Source organism: Acutalibacter sp. 1XD8-36 (genome assembly GCF_009917525.1).
Lineage (GTDB): Bacteria > Bacillota > Clostridia > Oscillospirales > Acutalibacteraceae > Acutalibacter.
Genome location: NZ_QZDU01000017.1, coordinates 1 through 25,061, shown reverse-complemented (window position 1 = coordinate 25,061; position 25,061 = coordinate 1). Strand labels below are relative to the sequence as shown.

At 48.5% G+C, this 25,061-nt stretch carries 28 protein-coding genes and 2 pseudogenes; 7 read left to right on the top strand and 23 right to left on the bottom strand.

All coding sequences use genetic code 11. The features are described from left to right. Positions 1-176 precede the first annotated feature (176 nt). Positions 177-443, top strand: a complete 267-nt coding sequence (locus tag D5270_RS15450) for a DUF6870 family protein (RefSeq protein WP_044919915.1) — start codon at positions 177-179, stop codon at positions 441-443. Positions 444-559: 116 nt separating this feature from the next. Then, positions 560-1,357 (top strand): recombinase family protein, encoded by a 798-nt coding sequence (locus D5270_RS17320; RefSeq protein WP_442858613.1) that lies wholly within the window; start codon positions 560-562, stop codon positions 1,355-1,357. Here the strand turns inward: D5270_RS17320 and D5270_RS15440 are convergent. Both D5270_RS15440 and D5270_RS15435 read right to left on the bottom strand, forming a co-directional pair. After that, positions 1,311-1,733, bottom strand: coding sequence for a sigma-70 family RNA polymerase sigma factor (locus tag D5270_RS15440; protein ID WP_166544930.1), 423 nt, complete (start codon positions 1,731-1,733; stop codon positions 1,311-1,313). The two genes, D5270_RS17320 and D5270_RS15440, sit on opposite strands and share 47 nt — an antisense overlap. Positions 1,734-2,187: 454 nt before the next feature. Next, the gene (locus D5270_RS15435) at positions 2,188-2,967 is read right to left on the bottom strand and encodes an EFR1 family ferrodoxin (protein ID WP_120480659.1); all 780 of its coding nucleotides are present in this window, start codon (positions 2,965-2,967) and stop codon (positions 2,188-2,190) included. A gap of 134 nt (positions 2,968-3,101) precedes the next feature. Here D5270_RS15435 and D5270_RS15430 point away from each other — a divergent pair, with 134 nt between their 5' ends. Further along, positions 3,102-3,644 carry a TetR/AcrR family transcriptional regulator gene (locus tag D5270_RS15430; RefSeq protein WP_120480658.1) on the top strand — a complete coding sequence of 181 codons (543 nt, stop codon included), beginning with the start codon at positions 3,102-3,104 and terminating at the stop codon, positions 3,642-3,644. Positions 3,645-3,810: 166 nt separating this feature from the next. Here D5270_RS15430 and D5270_RS15425 read toward each other — a convergent pair whose 3' ends face one another. The 21 genes and pseudogenes from D5270_RS15425 to D5270_RS15325 form a co-directional block, all read right to left on the bottom strand. Beyond that, positions 3,811-5,157, bottom strand: a complete 1,347-nt coding sequence (locus D5270_RS15425; protein ID WP_166544932.1) for a relaxase/mobilization nuclease domain-containing protein — start codon at positions 5,155-5,157, stop codon at positions 3,811-3,813. A 142-nt stretch (positions 5,158-5,299) separates the two neighbouring features. After that, a complete protein-coding gene (locus tag D5270_RS15420) occupies positions 5,300-5,800 on the bottom strand; it encodes a hypothetical protein (protein ID WP_166544929.1) in 501 nt (166 codons plus the stop codon). A 147-nt stretch (positions 5,801-5,947) separates the two neighbouring features. Next, the gene (locus D5270_RS15415; protein ID WP_166544928.1) at positions 5,948-6,781 is read right to left on the bottom strand and encodes a HEPN domain-containing protein; all 834 of its coding nucleotides are present in this window, start codon (positions 6,779-6,781) and stop codon (positions 5,948-5,950) included. A 166-nt stretch (positions 6,782-6,947) separates the two neighbouring features. Beyond that, positions 6,948-7,298 (bottom strand): plasmid mobilization protein, encoded by a 351-nt coding sequence (locus tag D5270_RS15410; RefSeq protein ID WP_442858612.1) that lies wholly within the window; start codon positions 7,296-7,298, stop codon positions 6,948-6,950. Between the two features lies 1 nt (position 7,299). Continuing rightward, positions 7,300-7,842: a hypothetical protein gene (locus D5270_RS15405; protein WP_166544926.1), complete on the bottom strand. Its 543-nt coding sequence runs from the start codon at positions 7,840-7,842 to the stop codon at positions 7,300-7,302. A 63-nt stretch (positions 7,843-7,905) separates the two neighbouring features. Continuing rightward, positions 7,906-8,385, bottom strand: a complete 480-nt coding sequence (locus tag D5270_RS15400) for a CD1107 family mobile element protein (protein ID WP_442858611.1) — start codon at positions 8,383-8,385, stop codon at positions 7,906-7,908. Next, positions 8,382-8,687 carry a DUF4315 family protein gene (locus tag D5270_RS17315; RefSeq protein WP_442858615.1) on the bottom strand — a complete coding sequence of 102 codons (306 nt, stop codon included), beginning with the start codon at positions 8,685-8,687 and terminating at the stop codon, positions 8,382-8,384. Before D5270_RS17315 ends, D5270_RS15400 begins: the two co-directional genes overlap by 4 nt. Continuing rightward, on the bottom strand, positions 8,584-10,047 hold the full coding sequence (locus D5270_RS15390) for an MATE family efflux transporter (protein ID WP_166544924.1): 1,464 nt from the start codon (positions 10,045-10,047) through the stop codon (positions 8,584-8,586). Before D5270_RS15390 ends, D5270_RS17315 begins: the two co-directional genes overlap by 104 nt. 473 nt (positions 10,048-10,520) lie before the next feature. Next, positions 10,521-10,649 (bottom strand): annotated as a pseudogene (locus D5270_RS15385) (Maff2 family mobile element protein); the annotation flags it as partial. Positions 10,650-10,850: 201 nt separating this feature from the next. Then, positions 10,851-11,747, bottom strand: a pseudogene (locus D5270_RS15380) (VirD4-like conjugal transfer protein, CD1115 family); the annotation flags it as partial. An 880-nt stretch (positions 11,748-12,627) separates the two neighbouring features. Continuing rightward, positions 12,628-13,473, bottom strand: coding sequence for a Fic family protein (locus D5270_RS15375; RefSeq protein WP_442858614.1), 846 nt, complete (start codon positions 13,471-13,473; stop codon positions 12,628-12,630). 18 nt (positions 13,474-13,491) lie between these two features. Further along, the gene (locus D5270_RS15370; RefSeq protein ID WP_166544922.1) at positions 13,492-14,337 is read right to left on the bottom strand and encodes an Rpn family recombination-promoting nuclease/putative transposase; all 846 of its coding nucleotides are present in this window, start codon (positions 14,335-14,337) and stop codon (positions 13,492-13,494) included. Positions 14,338-14,552: 215 nt separating this feature from the next. After that, positions 14,553-15,680: a hypothetical protein gene (locus D5270_RS15365; RefSeq protein ID WP_166544921.1), complete on the bottom strand. Its 1,128-nt coding sequence runs from the start codon at positions 15,678-15,680 to the stop codon at positions 14,553-14,555. 49 nt (positions 15,681-15,729) lie between these two features. Further along, positions 15,730-15,900 (bottom strand): hypothetical protein, encoded by a 171-nt coding sequence (locus D5270_RS15360; RefSeq protein WP_166544920.1) that lies wholly within the window; start codon positions 15,898-15,900, stop codon positions 15,730-15,732. 29 nt (positions 15,901-15,929) lie between these two features. Continuing rightward, complete coding sequence (locus D5270_RS17175; protein ID WP_166544919.1) at positions 15,930-17,342, bottom strand: DUF3846 domain-containing protein; 1,413 nt, start codon at positions 17,340-17,342, stop codon at positions 15,930-15,932. Positions 17,343-17,353: 11 nt separating this feature from the next. After that, on the bottom strand, positions 17,354-17,806 hold the full coding sequence (locus D5270_RS15350) for a hypothetical protein (RefSeq protein ID WP_166544918.1): 453 nt from the start codon (positions 17,804-17,806) through the stop codon (positions 17,354-17,356). A 464-nt stretch (positions 17,807-18,270) separates the two neighbouring features. Continuing rightward, positions 18,271-19,116 (bottom strand): hypothetical protein, encoded by an 846-nt coding sequence (locus D5270_RS15345; protein ID WP_166544917.1) that lies wholly within the window; start codon positions 19,114-19,116, stop codon positions 18,271-18,273. After that, a complete protein-coding gene (locus D5270_RS15340; protein ID WP_166544916.1) occupies positions 19,117-19,824 on the bottom strand; it encodes a hypothetical protein in 708 nt (235 codons plus the stop codon). It lies immediately after the preceding gene. 447 nt (positions 19,825-20,271) lie between these two features. Continuing rightward, on the bottom strand, positions 20,272-20,688 hold the full coding sequence (locus D5270_RS15335; RefSeq protein WP_166544915.1) for an RNA polymerase sigma factor: 417 nt from the start codon (positions 20,686-20,688) through the stop codon (positions 20,272-20,274). Between the two features lie 334 nt (positions 20,689-21,022). Continuing rightward, complete coding sequence (locus D5270_RS15330; protein ID WP_166544914.1) at positions 21,023-21,598, bottom strand: accessory gene regulator ArgB-like protein; 576 nt, start codon at positions 21,596-21,598, stop codon at positions 21,023-21,025. Then, on the bottom strand, positions 21,595-21,750 hold the full coding sequence (locus D5270_RS15325) for a cyclic lactone autoinducer peptide (protein ID WP_166544913.1): 156 nt from the start codon (positions 21,748-21,750) through the stop codon (positions 21,595-21,597). The genes D5270_RS15330 and D5270_RS15325 overlap by 4 nt, the downstream gene beginning before the upstream one ends. A 258-nt stretch (positions 21,751-22,008) precedes the next feature. Between D5270_RS15325 and D5270_RS15320 the strand changes: the two genes are divergently transcribed. The 4 genes from D5270_RS15320 to D5270_RS16640 form a co-directional block, all read left to right on the top strand. Beyond that, positions 22,009-22,362 (top strand): helix-turn-helix domain-containing protein, encoded by a 354-nt coding sequence (locus D5270_RS15320; protein WP_166544912.1) that lies wholly within the window; start codon positions 22,009-22,011, stop codon positions 22,360-22,362. 58 nt (positions 22,363-22,420) lie between these two features. After that, a complete protein-coding gene (locus D5270_RS15315; RefSeq protein WP_166544911.1) occupies positions 22,421-23,152 on the top strand; it encodes a LytR/AlgR family response regulator transcription factor in 732 nt (243 codons plus the stop codon). Beyond that, the gene (locus D5270_RS15310) at positions 23,152-24,459 is read left to right on the top strand and encodes a sensor histidine kinase (RefSeq protein WP_166544910.1); all 1,308 of its coding nucleotides are present in this window, start codon (positions 23,152-23,154) and stop codon (positions 24,457-24,459) included. The genes D5270_RS15315 and D5270_RS15310 overlap by 1 nt, the downstream gene beginning before the upstream one ends. Positions 24,460-24,841: 382 nt before the next feature. Further along, positions 24,842-25,061: hypothetical protein (locus D5270_RS16640; protein ID WP_207709409.1), on the top strand; the 220-nt coding region annotated here is incomplete at its 3' end.

The following is a 25,061-nucleotide window of genomic DNA, read 5'->3' as shown; positions in this document are numbered from 1 at the left end:
TCTGATAACAATACTGGTCGTTCATCACGTTTGTTATCGGAACGATAATGCTGTTCACGCTATCCGGGTTTGAGACAATTTGTCCCGAGGTGGGGACAGGCCAAAGGGCAGCACTTTTCGGAGTGCTGTCCTTTCGCGTTTCCCCACCAACCCAAAACGCAAAAGGAGGTTTTGCCGTGAAACTGACCGCACAAGAGCTGGAACAAATGAAAAGCGTGAACATCGGCGCGGTGAGCGCGGATGCGCTGGCTGACGTGAGCGGTATGGCCTTTGACCGCACCCTCCCCCGGGAGGAGCGGCTGGCCCGGTTTGTGAAACGGGCCGTCAATCCGTACTGCTTTAGCGTGGGCGGCGTGGGCGTGAAAATCGAATTTGCCGAGGGCGGCCCCTCCCTGCAGGAGACGCTGACCGCCTTTCTTATCCGGCAAAAGAGCGGGCTGTAACTGCTGTTTCGGCCCGTTCCTACTTCGAGACAAACTGTCCCAAAGCATCGACATCCTTGTTGATTGCCCCGGACAGAGGTATAATATAAGTGTAATGTGATAGGGAAGGAGGAACAATGGCACGAACAAAAAACAGAGGGTATCAGCAGACTTTGACCCCTACCTATACGGCCCGGCTCTGGAAAATGGGCGGCTACATCCGGCTCTCCCGTGAGGATTTACAGAAAATCAATCGGGGGCTTGACGATAGCAACAGTGTGAAAAATCAGCGCGACATACTCAACGATTTTCACTTCAACCATGCGGAAGAATTTGAAAGCTACACCGAGTATGTGGATGACGGCCACACGGGAACCGATACGGAGCGCGAAAGTTTCCAGCGGCTTTTAGGGGATGTGATGAGCGGGAAAATCAACTGCGTTGTGGTGAAAGACCTTTCCCGTTTTGCCCGGAATTACAGCGATGCTGGCAGTCTGATTGACAACCTTTTTGTGCAGATGGGCGTCCGCTTTATCAGCTTGGCCGAGGGCGTAGACAGCTACCTAAACTTGTTTGAAAGAGGAAACGCCGGGCCCGTATCTTTGGCCCGTCAAAAGACAGCAGTTAGCGGCCCGGCGTTTCCTTGTTTTGTGCGGCGGCCCCAAGTGGCAAGCGGCCAGCTTGTCCCTCGCGGATCGTGGCCGTGGGGCTGGCGAGCTCCCCAGGCGCGGCGGTGGTGTTGGTCGCTCGTCCTCCCGTGGGAGAAGTCAAAGCGCACCCGCCGCCCGGCTCCCCGCGTTCACTTGGGGCCGCCCGCTATTCAGTTGTGGAGAGGAAAAAACTTCTTCTCATATACCACCAGAAAAATGGAGCAAATGGAGACGGCAATCACGGATTTTTTCTCAAATATTTTTTCATCTGTGCGATGCCGCTGAGAACGGAGCGCCGCACCGCGCTCTTATCCACGCCCTCGGCTTTGGCAATCTCCCGGTAGGTCATGCCGAGGATAAAGTGAGCATCCACCCTCCGGCCTTGGGTTTCCGGCAGGCTGTTCAGCGCGTTCCACAGACGGCAGAACCGCTCCTTGAGCTCCAGAACCTCGTCCGGGGTGAGCTCGTGCAGGCAGGCGGAATATTCGATGCCGTCATCCGCATCCAAGGAATAGTATGCCTTGTTGTAGCGGACACGCTCGGTATAGGCCGCCTCATAGCGGACGCTGGCCCGGAGCGCCTCGGCCACATCGTCGGAAACTTCCATATATTCGTCCTGGGTGTACCAGTAGTAAAAGTCGCGCAAGTTGATAATCGTCATGGTATGTACCTCCATATCGTTTTTTGTGGTCGGGTTGCGGGAAACGATATGGAGGGCGGCGGGGAGCGACACCTGGGGGAGCCGTTCCGCACCTTGGGACTGTTTGTCCCAAAGCCGGGCAAACAAAAAACGCTTGCGCGGCAAAATACCACGCAAGCGCATAAGCTGAGGTGATTATCTAAATTGCAACAATTTTCGCAGAGTGCAGCGGAAAATCCTTGTCCGGAGCCTGGGCTTTTTTTGACAAGTTAGGGGGGCGGACAATATAGAAAGACACGGCGTAACCTCCTTTTGCCGCCACGTCAATCAAAAACGGCGGTCTTGAAATCTGTTGTTTCAAAACCGCCGATAAAATCAAAGCATGAGAATTTAATTGCTACACGACGGTTTTTTTCTTTTGCCGTCGTGCGGCAATATTTTTATGACCTTTAGACGAAACATCTTATAAGGCATTTCACTTTTCGATTATGAATGATAACAGTTTTTGGGGAGTTGAATACTTGCTTAATGATAATGCCTTTGCTGGACAATGGTGGATACATCGGTAGCAGTTTTCGCATTTTGCTCTGTTAAATAACGGATAGCCCGATTTAGTTCTTTCCCAAGCATAATGCGGACAATTTTTAATACATCGGCCACACTTAACACACTTATCTTGATGTAAAAATATCTTAAAAGTAATCATTTGTCCCATAAACTTATTAGGGGCATTTATGACACTGCTAAAACGAAATCGTGGCACATATCCGTACAGCCGTTTTGTTTGTAGTCGTTCCAAAAAATCCATACAATCTAAATGTATTTTTGTGTATATATTTTTCTCATAGCAAAAAAATCTTTTTATAAATGGAAGAATAAGTGCGCCGTCACTTGCTGGAGTCCGATAATCTCGATCTTTAATAGTGATGATATTTTTCCTTAATAATTGCTTTGCCAATAGTCTATTAGTGTTGCATGAGCACAAAGCCCTTGTATTAAAAATAAATGCGGGTATCTTTTTGCTCAATGGAGGCAACGAATTAAAATAGTTATTGACAATATTAGATGGGGCTCCATGATAAACCGGAGTGCCAATTATGAAAGCGTCATAAGTTATAAAGTTAATAGCTACACAGTTTTCGATAGAATACAAATCCACGATACAGTTTTTGGTATGTAAAAGACAATCTTGTATAAGCTCTGCGACTTTTCTCGTTGAACCTACACCAGAAAAGTATAACACTAATATTTTCATTCCCTACTCCTCTTCAATGGAAATGCCACACTTGAGACATTTCTTTGTCTGTAGTATAATGAAAGAGCACTGCAAAATCAAGTAGCTGCGATTAAGTGCTACAAAACCGATTATGTGTGACAGGGGGACTATCTATGTCAAATAATCCAATAGCAATGCAGTCAAAGAAATGGATTATTGATGCACTGTTAGAACTAATGAACAGAAAAGCGTATCACCTTATTACTGTTAGAGAGATTTCTTCAAAAGCATTGATTGACCGTCGAACATTTTATCGTCATTTTGAGTGTAAAGATGATGTTTTACGTTTAGTTATTGATGACATTACTACCGAATATCTTAACTCTATAAAAGGAATTGCTCCTACAGATACATATACAATAACCAAAAATTTTTTTGAGATTTGTTTTCAAAATCGGGATTTCATCAATCTCTTATATAGAAATAATTTGATGTACTTTCTGTTAGATAAATTTTACACTAATCTTCCCATCATTCATGCTCAAGTACGAAGTGATGAAATGTCTGAAACCCTCAGTCAAGATATGGATTATTTTTTGTTTTTTCATGCGGGTGGCTTTTGGAGCTTACTATTCAAGTGGGTAATTGATGGAATGAAAAAGTCTCCTAACGACCTTGCAATATTGGCAAGTGTAATTACTAACCGTCTTATTTGAAATCACGCAAACCTAAAGGAGCGCACAAACGGCAAGCAATTCGGGTGTGGCCACACTCCGAATTTTTTGCTGAGCCGCAGGCCCGCAAAAATGCTTGTTGGGGAGCCTCCCCAAACCCGGCTCTTTGGGACAAAATGTCCCAAAGAGGTTGTCTGCGTCACCGCCGCTATCGCGTCTGTTCCTTATCAGTGCGCCCGTCCGTAAGGCCGAGCAGATGGTCGATGTTGGCCTTGACAGCCACGGCCTCCCGCATATCCCGCTGGGCCTGCCGGTACTCGGCATAGAGGGCCTTTTTCTTGTCCGCCAGCTCCCGCCGCTGTTTTTTCAGCGCGTCCATTTTGGGGAGCTTTTCACCGCCTAACAATTCATTCATAGCGGCCCGGGCCGCCCGGTAGGTGGCAAGCTCCGCCTCATGCTTGGCAAGGTACTTTTTCGAGTACCGGGCCGCCTTGTAGCCATCAAACACGGGCCGGGCCTTTGCATAGTCCACCACGGCCCCCATCAGCCCGGAGACTTTGGAGAGGGCGGCCTCGGTGGTCTGGAGCTCCCCGGCCAGCACGTGGGCCCGGTCAACCGCCGCCGTGGTCTTGGCCGCCAGCGCGTCATAGTCGGTGAGGTTGTTCTCCTGCAAAAACTGGAGGGCGGCGGCCATCTGCTTTAGGTTGTAGACTTTCGCCCACCGTTCATAAGCCGGGCCCTTGCCCTCGGCCATGCGCTGTTGGATGTCAATGATAAGGCCCACCTGCCGGATCGGGGGCGGTGCGTCCTTGGGGATCTCCGGGAGGGGTCGCCCCCCGGCAATCACCGCCCGGATGTCCCCGGGGTCAAAGCCCGCGCCGAGGGTGGATGCCCGGAGCCGGGTATATTTATCCTGCCCCGGCGCGAGGAACGAAACCACGCCGCCCCGCCCGCGCTTGACGGCAAAGCCGGACTCTTCCATCAGCCGCAGGAACGCGGCAAAGTCGGCGGGCTTTTTTTCAAGGGCCGCGATGATTGCCAGCCGCACCCGCTGTTGAGCGGAGGGCGGTTTTTCCCCTACCCACTGGCCATAGTGGAGGAAACGGCCCTTGCTGTGCTGTTTGGGATTTTGTATCACGGACAAATCATGCTCCAGACATACCCGGTCAGACAGCCGCCGGAGGGCAAAGCTGGAGCCGAGGAAATTATGGAATTTCCGGGAGCAGTCAAAGGCCGTGGAATTAAAATAGATGTGATTGTGAATGTGGCCCTTGTCGGTATGGGTGCAGACGAAAAACTGGTATTTGCCTTTCGTCCAGCGCATCGCCGTTTCATAACCTATTTTGTTTGCCTCGTCCGCCGTCACCTCGCCGGGCGGGAACGCCTGCCGGATCTGGAAGAACAGAGCCCCGCGCTCCACGGGCCGGGCCGTGGCCGCCTGGTATTCGCTTTTCACCAGCAGAAACTCAGCGGCGGCTGTGGCCGGGTCGCAGAGGTGGGAGGACACAGCCCCCAGCTTTTGGGGGTTGAGCCCGTAGGCAAACCGTTCCTCCATCGTCTGAACGGCGCTCAGTCCCGCCGCCTGCTTGTAGGGCCGGATGTAGGTCGTGGCCGTGGTAGCACCTCCTCTCACTATGAAAAAGACAGCAGGTAAATCACCTGCTGTCACATTCTATCTATATATGAGCAACTGTATTTCATTCTCCTTTTTCGTATTCACTCCACGATTTTCCGAATAATTGATTACAACATACTCCCCTTAACAAATTTCTAAAGCCCACTAAAAAATTTAGATTGATGCGTCCGCCTTGTTTCTCATAAATATATCGCCAATATTCAAACGCATTGGAAATGTCATTTAGCATTTCATCAAACATATTTTCATTTTGGGACTTGAACCATTCACGCATTCCACGTTCAACAGATAATGCAGTATTTGCGTCCTTTATTTTGAATTTTCCCCACAGTCTTTTCAAATCGTGACACTTTAATTCTTCAACCGGGACACCATGAAAAACTAATAATGTTTTAATAAATATTTCGCAAGCAAAAGCGGAATTTACAATTCCCGATACAGAGTGGGATTTTGTTCTGCATTTTATATTGTTAGGCTCTATTTGGCAATATCTCGCGCAATCAACAAAAGCGCACGCGTGCTCGAACATTTGATAAGTGATTGTTGAAGTATTTTCTGCCATGCTATACACCTCTTTCTATTTCGCTGTTATTCATTGGAAATCATGTTACATTTCCCTTTGGCCATCTATCGTAATTTTGGGACAAAATGTCCCAAAGTCTAAGGTCAGCAATAGCTGTGGGTAATTCAGCTAAAATTATTTTGCAATTTATACATTAAAAATGAGTTTGTCTGTATTGGGCAATTCACCTATTTCTGCACAACGTAAAATCAACTGATTAAGTAGTGCAGCAGATTCATCGACAAATGAGGAAATATCTTCTTTCATTTTATTTCCATGAACTGCAGATGAACGCATATTATATAATTTTTTGACCTTTTTGAATATTTCATTTGCCTTTATATCATCACGACCAGCTAAAAATCGAGCTATATAGAGGCTTACTCGAAAACTGACCTCAGTACTAACATTAAATAAAGATTCAATTCCAGACCACAGAATCGCCAGTTGAACACGCGGCATTGAGTGCCATCGATAGCTTGCCATAGCATGAACAGCTGTCCTATAAGTATCAAAATTGGTTAAATCCATAGCAACACTATAATAGCTGTTAAGCCACTTTTCATCATTTTCGGATAGATTATAGCATTTTCGCAACAATGCGCGAAACGCATAATTTGTTACATTTATGTAAGTCGCTTTTTCTTGTTCATTAACAGGTTTATCACATTGAAGATTGCTCATAACTTCACAATTAAAAAGTGCCCCTAACAAAATACAGTCCCATTGTGCATTCCAAGTCGCTACTGTTAATTGTTCAACATCGGAAGAAGTTATTCTTAGCTGAGAGGATAATGTTGCAGAACTCAAAACGGCGATAGAATAATCCATGTCACTTTTAATTAACCTTGAAACTATATCAAATTCAATTTTTGAATCAACTGGTACAAGCGTAACACATTTTCGCAAACTTATTTCGTGAGAACATGAAATACCATTAACATATAGATATGTTTCTCTTCCTGTTCCAATGATGCCCATACATTTACCTCTTCCAATTACTTAATTCAAAAAGTACATATTTGATTTATCCAGTTTGAGATTTAGTATATCACATTCTCCACCAACAATCTACCTGCACTTTGGGACAAAATGTCCCGAAGTACGAAAAAAGCCGGGGAGCGGCACAGCACCGCTCCCCAGCAAATCACAGCTCCACCAGCGCGGAAAGCTGTTTCAGCAAATCAGACAAAGGCCCCCACAAAGCGGAGTAGTCCCGTTGCAGGGCCGATATTTCCTCGGGGTAAATCCCCCCGTAGGTGTTGGCATGGATAGCCACTTGATTGAGATTGTTTGAGCACCGCCGCTGGAGGGACACCAGCTCCCGGACGGGGGCAAGGTCAACTTGGAGCACATAGCCGCACAGAGCCATCCTCCGCATATACGCGCCCATGTTGCGGATGCCCGCCCGGACCATGCGTTCCCGGATAAGCGCCTGCTCTTCCTCGGATACCATCACATGAAGATGGACGGGGCGGCGGCGCTTTTTTCCGGCCACGCTATCTATCGCCCCGGTCGGGCGCGTTCCGTTTGGGCGCGGCGGGGGCCTGCCGTTCCCCGGCCAGTTTCCCGGCCTCCCGCAGTTGTGCGGCAATCGGGGCCTTTTCCTGCCGGGCCCGTTTGCGGCCAGCGGCCTCCTGCTGAAGTTCCACCCCACGGGCACACTCGGCCAGCCGTTCCGGGGAAACAAATTCTTTCACTACATAGCTCCCAAAATCCGGGTAAAACCATGTCAGCCGCTGGGCCTCGGGAACCCGGCCCGTATCCTCCCATTTCCCCACCACCTGGGCCTGCGCGTCCATCAGCCGCCGCATATCGGGGTTGTCGCGGGAGGGCTTGAGCTCGTAGTTATAGAGCTCCTTTTCCGAGAGCGGCCGGGCATAGGCCAGCTCGCCCCACGCAAGCCGGGTATCATGCTCCACCCAAATCCGGCCCTCGTAGTTTTCGATCCGGATGGGCGGGTTGTCCTTGTCCTTGGGGAATGTGCCGATGTCAACGGGCCGCTGGGTAGAATAATACTTGTATTCCTGCGCTTTTTCCAAAGTTACCTCCTCTCAGATGTTAGCTTTTGAGCCGGGAAGCCCCGCCGCCGAGGGCCAGCACCGCTAGCACCAGCAGGAGCGTCCCCGCCCCTCCGGATTTTTCCGGCTCGGGTTCCGGTTCCGGCTCCGGGGTGGGAGCAGGCTCCGGCTCCGGGAGCGGTTCGGGTACGGCTCCGCAAGGGCCATCAAATCGGCCACAGTGACGGCGTTCAAGAAATACACGTTTTCCGTCTCCCGCTGGCGGTCAATCACCAGATAGAACACGGACTCGTCCGCCGCCATGATGGTGAAAAATTCCTTGCCGTCCTGGTCGGTGGCGTTATCCACCATCGTCCCCTGGCCGTCCGGGGTGAACGGGTTGGGCTCGGGTTCCGGCTCCGGGGTGGCCGGGGGCTCCACGGGGTCAAGCCCCTCCCATTCCGGGCCGCCCGTACCGTCCTCCCATTCCTCACCGCCCCCGGCGTAGGCCGTTGTGGTGATGCCGCACAGCAAAAAAGCGGCGCACAGAGCCGCCGCCAACACACGATATTTTTTCAGTTTCATTCCGTGTCCTCTTTTTCCTCGTCGTCGCAAAGTCCGCTCAACTCCGTTTCCGCCTGCGGCGAAAACTCCGCCCGCTCCCTTGCTCCTCCTCTCCCCACAAAGTCATCCGACTTTGCGGGGGCCCCCTTATGGGACTTCGGGACATTTTGTCCCAAAGCGTCCCCGGCCTTGATGCGCTGGAGCACCAGCGGGAGCTCCTCAAGGGAAATGCTCATGCCCCGCACGATGTCCACGATTTCCTCGTTCTCGGCCTCCTTGTGTTTCTGTTCCAGCTCTTTCAGCCGGGCCTGCTGGTCGCTGATTTTGCCCTTGACCTTTTCGATCTCGGCCATGATTTTTGCGCTCTTGCTTGTCGCCATTGAAAACCTCCTTTGTTTTGTTCAATCCTACTGCTAAAATAAGTGTAATAAGTTCTGCAAAAAGTGGGGCAATCCAAATAGCATTATTTCCAAATAGAATAGGCATACAAAAGATGGAAATTGATTTAATAACAATACCCCTGCTTATTGCTATCACATTTGCTTGTGTTGTCCTCTTTGTTGAAAACATAAAATCTGTATAAATGAGATTCAGTGCCATAGGAATGAATGACAAACTGAACATTGGTAACGCTATAGTCGCAGTTTGTACAAGGTTGCTATCTTTATTAAAAATACAAATAACTGATTCATCAAAGAAAAACAATATACCATAAATAAAAATGGATAAAATCAAGTTAACAATTATCCCACAACGGAAAAACCAATTCATTTCGTTTGTATCACGTTTCCCATAACAATTTCCCCAAAGCGGTTGTAAGCCTTGAGCCACACCAGATAGGACAGCATTTGCAAGCGAATAAATAAAACTTAAAACACTAAATGTAGATACTCCTATATCCCCGATTAAACTTGCCAACATAAGATTATAGCAAAGTGCAGTAACTGGTGTCGTAAGCTGTGAAATTGCTTCTGGCACCCCTCGCTTGCATATTTTTTTGATAAGAGAAATATCAATTTTAAAAGCTTTAATGCGAAGTTGCCCTTTTTTCTTAACAAAATGTAGAAGAAGAACTATAACAGAAAATACCTGTCCTAAACCGGAAGCAACTGCTGCACCGATAATGCCCATATTTAACGGAAAGATAAACAGCCAGTCTAAAAAAATATTTGCTATCGCACCTACACACATTCCTATAAATGATAAAGCGGGCGAACCGTCATTTCTAACAAAAACAGACAGGCAGGTACTCATCAACATAGGAATTGAAAAAGCAGTATAATAAAACAAATAATCTGCTGACATTTTTCTCATTGTATCACTTAATTTATATGCGCCACTTATATCAACAATTTGCTGCGAAAATATCATTCCAATTATCATTAACACAACGGAAAGTAAAGCAGTTAAAGTAAAAGCAGTCATAAAAGCGTGATTTGCGCCCTCTTTATCTCCTCGTCCAATACGTATTGCAACAACAGTTGCACCGCCCATTGGGAACATTGCAGCAACAGCAACAACAAAAGTAATAAAAGGTACGCCAATATTAACAGCTCCTAATGCGGCTGAACCAGCGCCTTGTCCAACAAAAATACCGTCAACCACATTGTAAAGATAGGTTACAAATAACCCACCCATTGCCGGAAATATGTAACTACATAAAGACTTTGTTCTTGTACTCATAAAAACACCTCCACGCAAAATAAAAGAAGTGGGATAAAACCCTCAATGGTCTTATCCCACTTCAACAATCTTTTTGATTGCAAGTCCTCTGACAAGCAAACCTATTGTAACATGGGAAACTTTCAAAGTCAATGTAGTTATTATGAAAAAAATCTCCGAAATAGCATTGAAAAATAAGCAATTTGCTTTAAATTTGTTATAAGAATGAGGGGGATTCCGTAGTAGCCGGCACTGTGCGTAATGTGCATAACTTGCTATCTTATGGAGTTGTGGGAAAGTCTGTTTGCAGAATGTGGGAAAGCTGCACTTTAGCTTTTCCATGTTCTGTGAACAGACTTTTCCATGACGGAATAGCAAGTTATACACATTTCCACGGTGCTTGTCTTTTTGTCTTTTGGTTGCTTTGGTTCGGAATAGTGTGGTGCTGGCGGTCTATCTCTTGTTTTCGGTTGCTTGCTTCTTTACCGTACATGAGCATTCGCGCCCGGATTGTCGTTGCCGTAGCCCTCCAGGAGATTGACGACGCCCCACACGCCCAGGCCAGCGCCCAGGGCCACAACGAGGGTCTGCAAGGTGGTGATAGCGGAAGTGAAAAACTGCATAAATACCTCCATATTCTCCGGGAATGTTATCCCGGCCTCGTCGCCACAAACTTCATATCATTCGTTTCCACGCAAGCGTGAAAACTCATTCATTCCGTTGTGGCTCCTCCTCCCACAAAATCTACGATTTTGCGGGAACCCTAATAAATTAGCCGCCCTTAGAGGGCGGCGCGTCTGCCTCTGGACACGGTGTCCAGAGGGTTATACAAAGGCGTCCGGGTCGTCCAGGTCGTCATAGTTGAAGATGTCCTCGTCCTCGCCTATGTCCGCCTCGTCCGGCATGTCCGCCTCGTACACAGTGTATCGCTCGTCGGGGTCCAGCTTCTCCATACGGCGGGAGATCAGGCGGGACAGGTCAAAGGAATTGTTCTTGTCCGCCTCCGCCGTATAGCGGTAGTTGGGGTGCTGCTTCAAGTCGTACTTGGGGGAGAAAAAGGGCCGCAGCCCCCGGAGCTGTAAAATGCACTTGTCGCCGGGCATGGTGGTGAGCTCGTCCATGGTCATAAGCTCCTGGCCCAGGCGCTGCGTGTTCTGGCTGTAACTCTCGGACTGCCCGCGGGAGCGCCTGTCTGTCTGCATGGAGATGGTCTGCTTGCCCAGCCACGCCTCGGAAATCTCCTTGACGATGGAGTGCTCCCGCCCGCCCAGGAATACCACGCTGTCCATGTTGCCCATGATCGTCTCCGCGTTGTCCTTGTAAATGGCCTTGCATTGGGACTGGGCCTGATAAAACAGGGTCAAGCTCACCTCGCGGGAGCGGATGACCTCCACCAGCTTCTCCAGGTTCGGGACCTGCCCCGTGTTGGCGGCCTCGTCCCACAGCACCCGGACGTGGTGGGGCAGGCGGCCCCCGTGTACGTTGTCCGCCCTCTCGCACAGGAGGTTGAACATTTGGGAGAACGCCAGCGCCACAATGAAATTATAGGTGGTGTCCGTGTCACTGATGATGAAAAAAGCCGCCGTCCGCTTGCCCCCCAGGCGGTCCAGCTCCATTTCGTCATAGCTCATGATCTCCCGGAGCTGGGGAATGTCAAAGGGAGCCAGCCGCGCCCCGCAGCTAATCAGTATGGAGCGGGCCGTCTTGCCTGAAACGACTTGTCAAGGACTTTTTAATCAAATTTATAGATTGTTCACAACTAACTAAGGGTAGAAATCTGCAACAGATTCCTACCCTTTGAGAAACAATATATAATTCGCTTTGCAATCCTACTGCCTTTCCTTTCTTCATGATTTATTTGAGAATCGTTGACTTCGTTTAGTTATTTTCCAATACCGCAAAATTTATATTAATTATAGCACTCTTTTCATCAATCTGCAATAATATGCCAACGGCCGGAGGTGTCCTGTCGCGCATTTTATTTGATTCACGACCAGATGGCCTTTCAGGGGCGGGCCAGCCTATCCGCCCATTTCTCCCAGGTCACCGCTTCTTCCAGAGAGTAGACAGATCATATCTGCCCCTGCATAAAATCTGCGAAAGGTACACTCCCTCAACAGCCTATAATGAATGTTTGAATCACCTTTTGGGGAGTTTTTTCTCCAAAAGCAGAAAAGGCAATTGCTGTTTTTAATAAAAGCTTTCTGTGATTGGTTATGTGATATGGGTCAAATTCTGCACAAATAGTCCCCAGCTTTTTCTAAGCTGACTCTCAGTGTAACTCATTATTCTGTTGTTGTGAGGGTTTACTTCCTGCCAGAAAGCCAAAACTCCGTTTTTTCATCCACGTTTTCGCACTTTTGAAATCCGGGGCTTTCAGGCATCAAAAAACCGCGCGGTGGCGCGATTTTTTGAGCGAATATCTTTTTTATATCCACAGGATTGGCCCCTACCGTGCTTTAAAAGATGCCATCGACCCTTGGAAGGCCAAAAGCCCTAGTATTTATGCGGTTTTCCGGGCTTTTCAAAAGCCGTCACAAGAACTCTGCCTTAAAAGATGCCACATAATTTCTTACTTCGTTTGTAATGCGTTTCGAACCCTCACTGACAAAAATCCAATTCCATCTTATCCTCAGTATCCCCAAAACCCTGCTCACAGGCAATATTCAAATATTCATCCAGCCTCTGGCTTTCCAACTCGGCTACCATTTCCGCAAAAGGCCACAGATCCTGGTTCACGACATAAACATCCAATGCCTCAAAATATTCAAGGCGCTTTTCTATTCCAATCGAAACTGGCAGGAAACCCGCCTGCATCAACTGATAGTTCATGATCATCCGCGATGTTCTGCCGTTGCCATCGGTGAAGGGGTGGATACGCACAAACTCGGCATGTGTCCAAGCCGCCATTTCAATAGCGTTTAGATCTCGGGGATTGTGCAGCACAGAGCAGAATTCTTTGATCTGCCAGTACATCTCGCTGGGAGGAGGCGGCTTATGATTGGCTCCTGTGATACGTACCTCAACATTTCGGTATATCCCACCGATCTGGATGTTCTCCATAATCCGCGCATGAATGTCTTTGATGGTCTGCTCGTCCAGCGGCCTTCCCTTTGCTATGCAGTCTTTCACATAGTTGAACGCCCTGGCGTGGTTTGCAACTTCATATATCTCCCGGAGGGTTTTGCCGCCCACTGACAGCCCATCCTCCAGAATCGCTTTTGTTTGGACAAGCGTCAGCGTGTTTCCCTCGATGGCGGTGGAATTATGGGCATACTCGATCTCAAATGCTTTGTCAAACTTGGATATGACCTCATCGGGAATGCCAGGCAGAGTTTTCTGGAGCTGCCAGCGCTTTTCACATAGCATTTGATAATCTACAGGACTGCCTTCCTCCCTTGTACAAAGCGTTGTATAATCCATGGCACTCACTCCACCTAACTTCATCCCGCGCAAAAAGCTAACTCAGCCTTCTTCCGCTATTTTTTTGACTTCGTCCAAATCCAGGCCACAAATATCGGCAATTTCCTCCAGAGTCTTATGCCGCTCCAGTAACCGCTTAATCAGGCCAGTCATGGCACTTTGCTCACCTTCAGCGCGACCTTTTGCCAAACCTTCCTCCAAGCCCTCCTGCCGCCCAATCCACCGTTCATCCTTGAGCTTCGCCGTCAGGGTCATAAGTCTCTCCACCTTTCCTTTATCGGATTTGATATCTTCCACCGCCCGGTCAATCTGTGTCAAGTAGTCTGAACCGGAAATGTCAATGGCCAGCCTGCGATACCTGGCGTTGACATACCGCAAAAACTCCAGTGCTGGTTCGTTCGTGTTCGGGGTCGTGAACGCGGCGTTCAGAATGTACGCATGGGAGCCGTCCTCATACATCAAATCCTCAGCGCCATCAATTACAGATTTACGCTTATAAAGCGCCAGTCCCCGACCATAATAATCGTCCGTGCAGATGAAGATAATGTAGCTCTCTCTTAGCTGCCGGTAACTCTCAGCCGGTTCCAGGGTCCTTCTGTCAATACTGCTCTGGTAGAATCGGATGCGCCGCTCCAAATCATAGGCGTGGCCCGTCTGCATCTCAATATCATACCGCGTTTCATCAGCATCCGCCAAGGCAACATCCAGCCGGATACCATGCAGGTTTATGCCGTCCTTCATGTCCTGCTGTTTCTCAATATAGGTGATCTCCGCGATTTTCTTCTCAAGCACCGCTTCAAGAAACGGCTTGACGTTCTCAGGCTGGCGCATGACCTCTGAAAACACCAGGTCGTTTGCAAGCGAAATATCGGCTATGCTTATGCTCATGAGAATCACCTCTTTATTTTATAATGAAAATCCTAGTACTTAATAGCGACCTTCTCTTAAGTACATTATACCCGAATCCTACCCAAAAAGCAACTGTTTTTGCCTACTCATTGCCGCCCTCCACCAGCCTGATGACAAAATCCTTCCGCTTGACCTTGTGCCGCTTGAGGTAGGCTTTCCTGTGCTGAGCATAGATTCGGGCTTCAATAGGCAATCTATCCCATGCACAGCCCGCCGTTCGGTTGTTCTTCCCCAGTCTGCATCCTGGTCCAAATAGCCTCAATCTGTGTTAAGGCGTCATTCTGAGCTATGCTTATATTCTTTTTAGCCGCCCACTGCCTAAATGCATCGAAGTCCATTCCCCTTTCCAGCAGGATAGCGGCAGCTTCTGTGTAGTTACAATCTAGACAAGAATACATCGCGCTGTAGTCCTCCGGGCTTATCTGCATCCCCAGGCGCAGCAGTTCGGCGGGCAGCGAGCCCAAAGTATTGTCACAACAGGAATATATAATATCCTCTGCTAGGTCCCCCGCGTGAATACCCCTCTGTGCAAGCTTACAGGCGAAATCCGTATCCTCATAATCTACGGCCTGTAAAAGCAAGTTGGCAGGTATCGCTTCTGCCTGCTGCTGGGTACAGCGGTCTACAATTTGTTCAGCGATGTGGTGATAGTCACAAAGGGCGTAGTCTGCTATATCGCCGTAAAACCAATCCGGCAGATTTTCCACATGGCTTTCAGCCTGTTCCAGCAGGAACATGACCTTTTCGGGGTCAGCCGTTTCTACCGCATTGTGGCAGGCTTTCCGATAAGTATCCAATGGAAAGACTGGATATTTTTCCAGCGTTAGTACGGTCATTCTGTAACCGGTCTCACCAGGGCGGCCAGCCGCATTCAAAAGCTGCTCCGTATAGGCCATATCCGAACTGTCGGCCTCTTCTATTATTGGCACGATTTTAAGGTTGGGACCGTCCCAACGGAACATCTTAATTATGGCAGAGGCAATCTTGGCCGCCTGGTCCACGTCAAATTCTTTTCTGGTTTTGCGGTAGTTGCAGAAGAAAGAATCCTCACAACGCTTTTTCTGTTCTTCATCATACCAAAGAATATTCGCTTCCAGATAGGCATCTCCCAGTTCATAACAACCTATGGTGCAGGATACACTGGCTCCCTTGGGGATTTCACGGCCATTTTCCCAGTCCCAACTTAGTATTAAATCCCCTGGTAGATACCCTGCCCTGTCCAGATGATACTGCATTTCCTCGAACACTCCCTGAGCCGTGGGCTGACCCGCATATTTTATCCTTTGGGGGTCCGAGGGGGTCCTATAATCTAATTCGCTCATATTCATATGCTCTCCTTTATGTTTTCTACAGTGATAATTATTTAAGCCCCTATTCAGAGGCCGCGCTGCATAATGCAGAACCGTCATCCTTTTCCATCGCTGTCTCTACCAGCCCGATGACAAAGTCCTTCTGCTTGAGCTGACGCCGCTTGAGGTAGGCTTTCAGCCGCTGATAGGTTTCCTCGGGCATCTGAATGGCCATTGTCCTTATGTTTTCCATAGAAATTTTCTCCTTTACATTATATGTTTTTAGAATAAATTCGGCGTCCCATACCCCAAAATCTGGTAATTGCCGATGGGGTAGCTGTTCCGCTCACAGGCGTCGCCGGAATTGCCCTCAATGGTGTAGACCCTGCCGCCCTCCACTTTTTCCACAATCCCAACATGGTCAGAGCTGCCATCTTGTACGCCGTTTTCGTCCGGCCAGTCAAAGAAAATGATGTAGCCGGAGTCAGGGGTCGCGCTGCCATCCAGCCATTGGTTCTTATTCTTGAACCAGGCCACGCCAGTATCGCAGCCTGCAAATTTGGGTATAATTCCTTTGTCGATGTAGCCGCACTCGTTGGCGCACCAACTGACAAAACAGGCGCACCACTCCACCCGGCCCTGGAAACCGTACCAGCTCCAGTATGGCTCGCCCCCCACATTGCCGAGTTGGGCTTTGGCAACTTCCACCAGTTGATGATTGGCGTAGTTCATGATTGCAGAGAAGTCCTCCGGGTCAAGGTCAGTACCGAACACAGCGTTGATCTCGGTAATGAGCTGCTCGTCTGTTTGACCATCCGTAAAGCACCCGGCCAGCTTTGTCACAAACCCTGACTCCTTTGCCTGCTCCGACAGCGCCAGTATGTACAACACCTCGGCGGCTTTGACCTGCTCCGGGGTTCTGCCGGTCATGGCGGCGTGTAGGCCGTTGACGGTATCCTCCACAAATTGCAGCCCGGCGGTCTGCTCCGGGGTGAGGCTATCAATCACCTCGTTGACCAGCCCCGGCGCTGAGAAGTCGATATCATCCCGGCTGGTGAATCCCATATCCTCTTGCACTTCCCGCTGGCTGATTTGCTCCGGTTCCGTAAAGCGCTCCATGTACCGCTGGGTTTGCTCATCTGTCAGGGAGCGGAAGTCATCGCCATCCTCTCCCACAATAAAGAACGGCCCTGCTATGATGGAATCACCAACACGCCGGTTTCCCTCCATGCCCATCAGCTTGGCTTCCTCGTTGCCTACCAGGATCGTGCCATCCCCCAAATAAACGGGCTCAATAAGACCCATTACAGCCCTCTGTAAGGACTTCAGGTCATTGCACACCTCGCTGATAAACGGTGGACGGTTGGGTTCCACGTAGACGATTTTCAGCAGTCCATCCGGCTTATGGGCCTTGCTTTCATCGAAGTCGATATCCTTAAAGCCGATTGTGTCGCAGAAATATGCGCCGTTCTCTGTGAGCACCACATCGGAGACGGAGAGGGAATGCCCGCGGTGCAGAGGGTGTCCCCTGGTGTTGAGCATGGTGAACACATCCTCTAGGTTTTTGCAGTCTACGTCTCCGATGAACACCTCGTCGTAGCTGGCGGGGTCTATATCCTTGACAGAGTTAAGCCCCATGAACTTAGCTCTGCCAGGGTCGCGCTCGGAATTGATTTGATAGATTTTGATATGCACGGTGTCCTCCTTTATGTTATTTCCTGCTCATTGGTCTGCTCTTGTTTCTCCGCCAGCTTTTCTCTGGCCCAGTCGGGTAGATGCTCGTCCTTCAGCACGCCCAGGAAATCTTGACGCTCATATATGACCGGGGCAGACTCCTGCCAGGCCGTCCGAAAGGCCAGTTTATCACATTGGCTGTAGTCTCCGCCTTCTTCATAACCGCCAGCGTCCCACTTGGTGTTCCAGTGTTTCCTGCACCAATCGTACCAGTTGGGAGCACCATACTTCTGAATGTTACGGATGACTTGCGGGTCAGTTTTGCTCCTGCCGCACTCGATGTCCAGCTCCGGGGGCATAGGAACGATCTTGTTAAAGGAAATGCTGCCGGGGCCGAACTCATCGTTCTGGATCGCAGACAGCATCTCTTTGATTCTTTCTTTGTCGCCATCGAAAGTAACAATATTTGCAACGTAATTTGGCATATTGTAACTCCCCCCTTTTTGTTGACTGTAATGGTGCATTGTGTTATTATGAGTAAGTAAGATTCTTTCAATCACCTCAACCGTTGGAGCAAGCGCATGAAATATTTTATAACCGAAGAAGAACGGAAAACGTCCGGCAGCACCTGCTATTTTGAATTTATGAAAGGCCGCTATCATGACAAATGCTGACTCCCCGATTCCATAAGTATCAGCGATGAATTATGGGATGAAGTCGGTTTATCAAAACTCATTTCTGGCGTAATTGGATGCTTTGACTATTATGGGGTAACAGTCATTAATAAGCACCAATGGGGTGAAATTGTGAAGAACAGTAAAGGCTCTGACCCGATTATCGAAGATGTTATTGAAGAGCTGATCCCATGGTTAAAGGATTGCTTTAAGGAGTATGAAGTTTTTACAATCCTGGGGATTTAGTATCTGTATGGGCGGCGCTGACTGAGCGCTTACATCCCCCCAAACTGCTGGCCGGAATGCCCCAGGTACTCATCCATTTCCGCATCATCCTTGACGAAATAGTCCTCGCTGCTGTCCCAGAACGAGACGTAAAGGTCCCCCCGGTCGGTCGGAATCTCTTGCTGCTCAAAACCCTCGCCCAGCCCATCGCTGTTCTGGCCTTGGATCCAGTCCCGCAGCTCTTTTTCTTCTTCCTTTGTCATGGGTTCCGTCAGGCGCACATCCACTATACCGTACAGCTCGTCTTCTAAGTCTATAAACCCCCAATCGGCCAGGAGCAGCTTGTCCGCGCCAGGCCCGCGGAAATACATGGACATATTGTTAATATCCCTAGAAGTATATTTCGAGAATCCATCCAAGATCCCGCTCCACTGGTCCAGCAGGAACGCTTTTCCCGCAGGGAACTCATCCTCACATTCCTCATCCCAAATCACGCCCGTAAGGGGAAAGTAATAGGACTTACTTTCACTGCCGGCGTCATAGGTCATTTTGCGGATGTCGTCACGCAGTTCCTGGGCCGATGAATAGTGGTCGAAGAGGATATTCAATCCCAGATCCTCTTCGATGAGTTTATTTGCATGGGTGACCATATGCGCTACATCGTTGGCATCCTGCAGGGTGTAGCCATCCGGGAGCAAGCGTCTCAAGTGTTCGCCCATCTCGTTGTCTGGAATAAGCTCTCCCCGGACTTTGTCGGCATCCCTATCCATGGGAATGTGCTCCGACCACAACCGTGTGCCTAACGAGGCCACTGCCTCGCTCAAGGGCGAATAGTCCTGGGGCAGCGTGATGGTGACGGTTTCCCCGGTGTCTTTTGTAAGTTTTGCTTTGAACATCTACATTCCTCCTAATTCGATTTCATTACGCTTTTCATGAAGTATCTTCACCACATCGCAGCCTTCCTCCATGCAGACAAAACTGCCGTAAATGAACTCGCCCTCGCGCTCCTGGGTGATGTATTCGCCCAGTTTGTGATAGTCCAGGAAGTCCCGAAGGCATTCTCCGGCCTCATAGCCATACTCATGCTGGGTGACGTATTCACCCACATCGGCAGGCGTCTGTGCACCCTTTATGAAGATAAAGTCATCCAGGTGGTCTGCCAGTTTTTGGATATCCCCGCCACTGACCACTTCCGCATAATCCGTAACACATAGCAGCTTGTGGAGGTCTATGTTTTCCCGGGCGAGAACCTCGCCCAGGTAATTGGCCTCATACAGACCCGCTATTTCAAAGTTGATTTCCAGCCTGGCCCAAAGTACCCGGTTTCCGGCGGTCAGCATGGCAGTGGAGCGCAGGTTTTGGTTTCCTATACTTTCCTCCCGCTCCATGAGCCGCTGGTACTCACCATCATCCAGAAGTTTTATCGCATGTTCGGTGCCGCATTGGATGGACCATTTTAGCTTGCGGTAATTCCTCAAGAGCTTTTCCGTGGCAGTTACCGCCATGTTTTTCTGCGCAGTCCGGCTCTTGCTGGCAATCATACAAGCCTTTTTCTCCGATGCCCCAATCACCAATAGTTCGCCTATCCCCGTAGCGTCTATCATGAAAAATACTTTCCAAAAGAAAGTGGCTTCGCACACTTATCTTTTGGAAAAGTATCCGAATCTGATTTTAGTTCATAATAGCCGTATTTGCCATGCGCCCCGGCCAGGGAATGTATCGGACGGGCGTTTAGCTATACGCCCTCATGGTGATCTCAACCCCGCGCGGTTCTCGCCCGGCTGTCCCCATTGCGTGAGTCTGTGGCTGGACGGAAGTTCTCTGCCTCCTGCTGATCATCGCCGGGATGGGCGCCGCCCATCCCCTGGGCCGCTCGGCCCACCGGCTCGCAGTCAGGAAGTGATGTATCCGATACACTGTGTATTCGATTGTCAATGTACGCAAGAGATACAGAGGGCGTTTCAGGGGTAAGTTATGGCCTTTTGGCGTTCCCCGGAAAATGTCCCTCTATATATTCCGTACATTTTTGAGGCAAAACCGGGCGGTCTGACTCAAATTTTCTCAAAAAATTTCTTTAGGGAAGTAAGGCCACGCTGGATACTCTTTCTTACTGAGGTTTCCTCACTACCTTCTGCATGGGCGATTTCTGTCTTGCTCATACCCAAAAAGTAATAGGCAATAAGCCGGGAGCGCTGCTTTTCCGGCAGAGAGCGCAAGCCTTTGTAGAGCAGTTCCCTCATGTGGCTTTGCTCCAGTATTTCCTCCGGGAGCGGCCCCTCTGCCGGGAACTCCCGGATCTCGTTTATCAGCTCCAGAGAGTATATGGCCTTATGGCGGTATGTACGGATGCGCCGGGCGTCCTCGGCCCGCGTAAACTCCTGCAGGAGTTCGGCCACTTTGTCAGGGACCTCCACCATCATGTCTTGGGCATAATGCGGGTAGTATTTCCGCAGATTTATTTCTTTCACTTTGCTCTCTCCAATCTGAATTTTGTTGTTGTGAACCAAAATCAGATTGAAAAGGCGGGGAGCGGCAGCGGGGACGGACCGTAAAAAAGGGCATAAAAAGAGCCTGTATGCATTTCCTGGATTTATCCAGAAAGTGTATACAGGCTTTTAAGACGGTTATTCTATTGTAAAGGGGGAGTTTCTGGCAAGTGGGAACGGCTGACCACTGCGCGGAAAAGCAATGGTCAGAAAGGTGGCTTTAGCAAAACAGGATTGAATTGGCGGTAGCACAGGAATCGCGGAAACCAGGACGTATCAATACCCATTTTGCAGCTTAATTCCCTCCCCTTCATTGTTAACGATTTCTTATAAACAGACATAGAAACTGGAGCGCTGCTGAGAGGATTAGTCCAGACCCAACCGAAACAGCAGCCCAGGTTTGATAAAAAGCCGCCAGCACAGCGCATATGGCAATGGTGATAATGGATAGGGCAATGGTAATTTTCTTGAAGACCTTCTTTTCGTTCTGCGTCAGCCTCCGGCCCTCTGAATCTATAGGGCTGAACACTATAATCTGAACAGCCGCGAGTAGTAACGCCACACACCACCAGCTATATCCCGATGTATCAAGGACCAAGCGTATTCCTAACAGGAATGCGGTTAATACTAAGGTTGACACGATGCCGCAGAGCACAGAAGACTGGAAGTGGAACCCTCCGCAAAACTTGCGGATAAGTATAAAGGGGATAATCAGCAGAATTTCCTCTACAACCATGTGGAGGAACATGCTGATAATTAACACCAGCGCTAGTGGACACATGGAAAAAAGAAAGCTGTAGATGCCGTACTCGTAGAGTTCCACGTCACTAGCAGAAATGGCTCCTGCCTGCAGGAGCCATTTTGCCGTGACGGAAGCTATCCGCTTGATCACTTGATCTTGCTGTACCGGCGCAGTGCTTCGGGAGCCTTGGGCTGGTGAATAATGCTGGATGATGCAGTGTTAGCGCCCACAAAAAGAATTGCAGACAGGAAAAAAGCGGTGCCGGCTGCTAATTTGGAAATGAGAGCTTTTGCCTTTGTCATTTTAGTTCCCTCCTTTGCATGATATTATACTTTATATAAGCAAGAAAATCTAGTCCATTTTACCAAATGGTCAAAAATCGATACAAAATGGTTATTTGGGGCCAAAAGTAGCTGATTATTGAATATGTAGACGAAATTACTGTTTTTATACGAAAAATTCCAGTTTTTAATATATAGGCGCTATTACCGTCTATACTTGATTCTCTTTGTTTTATTTGTGTGGTAAGATACACACAACATATTGTGGAGGAAGAACTCATGGACGGTCTTAATGAAATAACTATATTTAACGCAGAACTGTTTGGCCGCAGAGTAGCGCATCGCCGCAGAAAAAACAAGATAAAACAAGCTGATCTAGCCGAGCGGCTTGGTATCTCACAACAGCATCTGTCAGGCATTGAACACGCAAAGGACCGTATCAGCTTTGATGTGTTCCTCAAACTTTGCGTTGAGCTAAAAGTGAACCCAGATTATCTGTTAGGAGGAACTCTGCGGGCAAACAATATCCCCAAGGGTGTTGTAGATGGCCTTAATCAATGCACACGGGAAGACCAGGAGTTGGCAGCAGGTATTATTGAGCTGCTGAGAAAGCGAAATCCAGAAAATGGATGACATTCCTGGGATGATATGATATAATCACTTTATTATCACACAGTACTGGGGTGGTTATATGAGGATCGTTCTTTGCGATGACGATGAACAGGTAATAAAACTGCTGAAAAAGTATTTACGGGAATACTTTCAATCTGCTCGTCTTAGCCAGCCCGACTACACAGTTTACACTAGCGGCGATGACTTGCTGGTTTCTGAGGCTGCTCCGTCTGCTGCGCCAGTCGACATTGTCTTCCTCGATGTGGAAATGCCTGGGCGAAATGGCATCTCCACGGGAGCGTTTCTAAAAGAGATGAATCCCAATGTGAGGATTTTTATTGTCACCTCGTATCCCGACTATTTAGACGACGCCATGAAATTTCATGTGTTCCGCTATCTCTCAAAACCCATTGACAAGGCGCGCCTGTTCCGAAACATGAAGGAGGCTCTGTACCAAATCAGTATGGACGCGGAGAAAATAAGCATAGAAACGAAAGAGGAGACTGTTATTTGCTCATCGGATGAGATCGTCATGATTGAGAACGAGGACCGAAAGGTATGGGCCCATACGCTTTCCCGCTCTCTGGAGTCCGTAGAAAACGCGAAATATTGGGACAGGCTTTTAAAGTATAAGAGCTTTTACAGGCCACACCGAAGCTACATAATCAACTTCAAATTTATTCTGTCATACACGCGTGAATCCATCACGCTCAAAACGCCGGATGGGAGAATTTGGGAGTCTTTCTTAGCCCGGCGCAAGTATCAGGAGCTCAAAGACGCATATCTCCTGTTTCTGGAGGCGATGTCATAATGGATATGATACTGGTCTATTTTTGTATTTACATAGCAGAGGGCATTACGGCATGGAGTTACTTCTCGGGGCTGTACAAAAGGAAATATTCCCTTTGGATATGCGTTATGGTTCACACACTCGGGTATGGCATTGCTTTTCTAATATTTAATTTTGCGGATATGTGGGTTAATACCTCCGTGTTTGCCCTGATAAATTATGTCCTGCTATATGTTTTCTACATCTGTTCCTGGAGGGCGGGTATTTTCCATGCGGGAATGCTCACCTGTTTATCAACTGGGCTGGAGTTCGTCATTGTTTTAGTCCTTGGGTCCATTTTAGGTAATTATAACTTTTACCAAACCAACACCTCTACGTTGATGATTCTTGCTGTGTGCAGTAAGCTCCTATACTTTTTAGCTACAAAACTATGTCTTCTGATTGCGAAAAAGTCTAATCCCGGCCAAGGAGACGATGGTGCGGTCTCTTTTTCCCTTTCCTTTTTTTCCCTTGCCACAATATGCGTTATGGTGGTAATGTTCTATACTGGGATGGCCGTCCACCTTCCGGTACACATTGAAAACCTGATGCTCATAAGCTCGCTTGTTTTACTTTTTGCTAACATATTGCTTTTTGCGTGGTACCAATACAGCCAAAGAGTCAGCCAACAGTACCTTGCCTTGCAAATGGTGAAACAAAAGGATGAAGCCGAGGAAACTTATTTCAGAGTTCTGGAGGAAAAATACGACAGTCAGAGAGTGCTGATTCATGATATCCGAAGGCATCTGACAGCTATAAAAGACCTTGCCCAGGAGCAGGGCGCGGAATCTGTGGTGGGCTATGTCACAAAGATAAAAGAGTTGCCAGCGCTGCAAAATAAGATACGCTATTGCGATAATCCCATGCTGAACGTGGTACTGTCCCGTTATGGTGAGTTATGCCGTGAAAAGGGAATAGACTTCCAAGTGGATGTGCGGGATAAAGAGTATGATTTTCTTGCTCCCAACGATATCACATCGCTGTTCGGAAACCTCCTGGAGAATGCAGTTGAAGCTGCTCAGAACACCCCAAAGCCCTATGTGGCACTGAGAGTTGACAGCCCGACGGGAACCGATCTGTTTCTTTCCCTGACAAATCCATGCTGTGAACCGCCTCTTGAAGATGGCCGCAGCGGATACTTGACCCGCAAGCTCAATAAGGAGCAGCATGGCATTGGACTTAAAAGTGTAGACGCTATTGTAAAAAAATATGGCGGTTCCATCAACCTCAACTATGACTTGGAAACAAAGCTGTTTCATATCTCGGTGTTGTTAAAAAGCGACGAATAATCAATCCCAATATCCATAGAAGCCCCTCTCCAATCACGGAGAGGGGCTTCTATGTTCATATGGTGCGACCACAATATATTGTGGTCGCTCTAATCGGTATAAAAATACCGACATACCATTCTGTCGCGTTTTTTGTCATTTCGCGCAAAAGGGGTTGTATTTTTCTTTTTTTCTTGCTAAACTATGGGCAGTTGAACGAAACCCGAACCACAGACCGGTTTTCATTCAACCAGCGTTGGCCAACGCGATGTTCTAAAGGAGATTGAGACGTGTCTCTGTGGGACCGTTTCAGTTCCTGTCCGCCCCGGCACTTTGTGTGTGCGGGATGTAAACCCAATGCAAGTTCAGAACTTGCGCAGTAAATGGAAGGAAGTTAAATCATATGACCAAAAGAATTACCTCCCTGCTCATGGCCCTTATACTCGTTTTCAGTGTGATTTCTATCTCAGTTTATGCTGCAGAAGACGAGGGCATCGAGCCGCGTGGTCCAGTGATCAGATGCGACAATTGTGGCGCAGCAGTTCCTACATCTAGGACTATAACTTGGGCTGGGAATGGATATGTTTTAGCAACATGTGATAACTCGGACAAGCCGCATAATC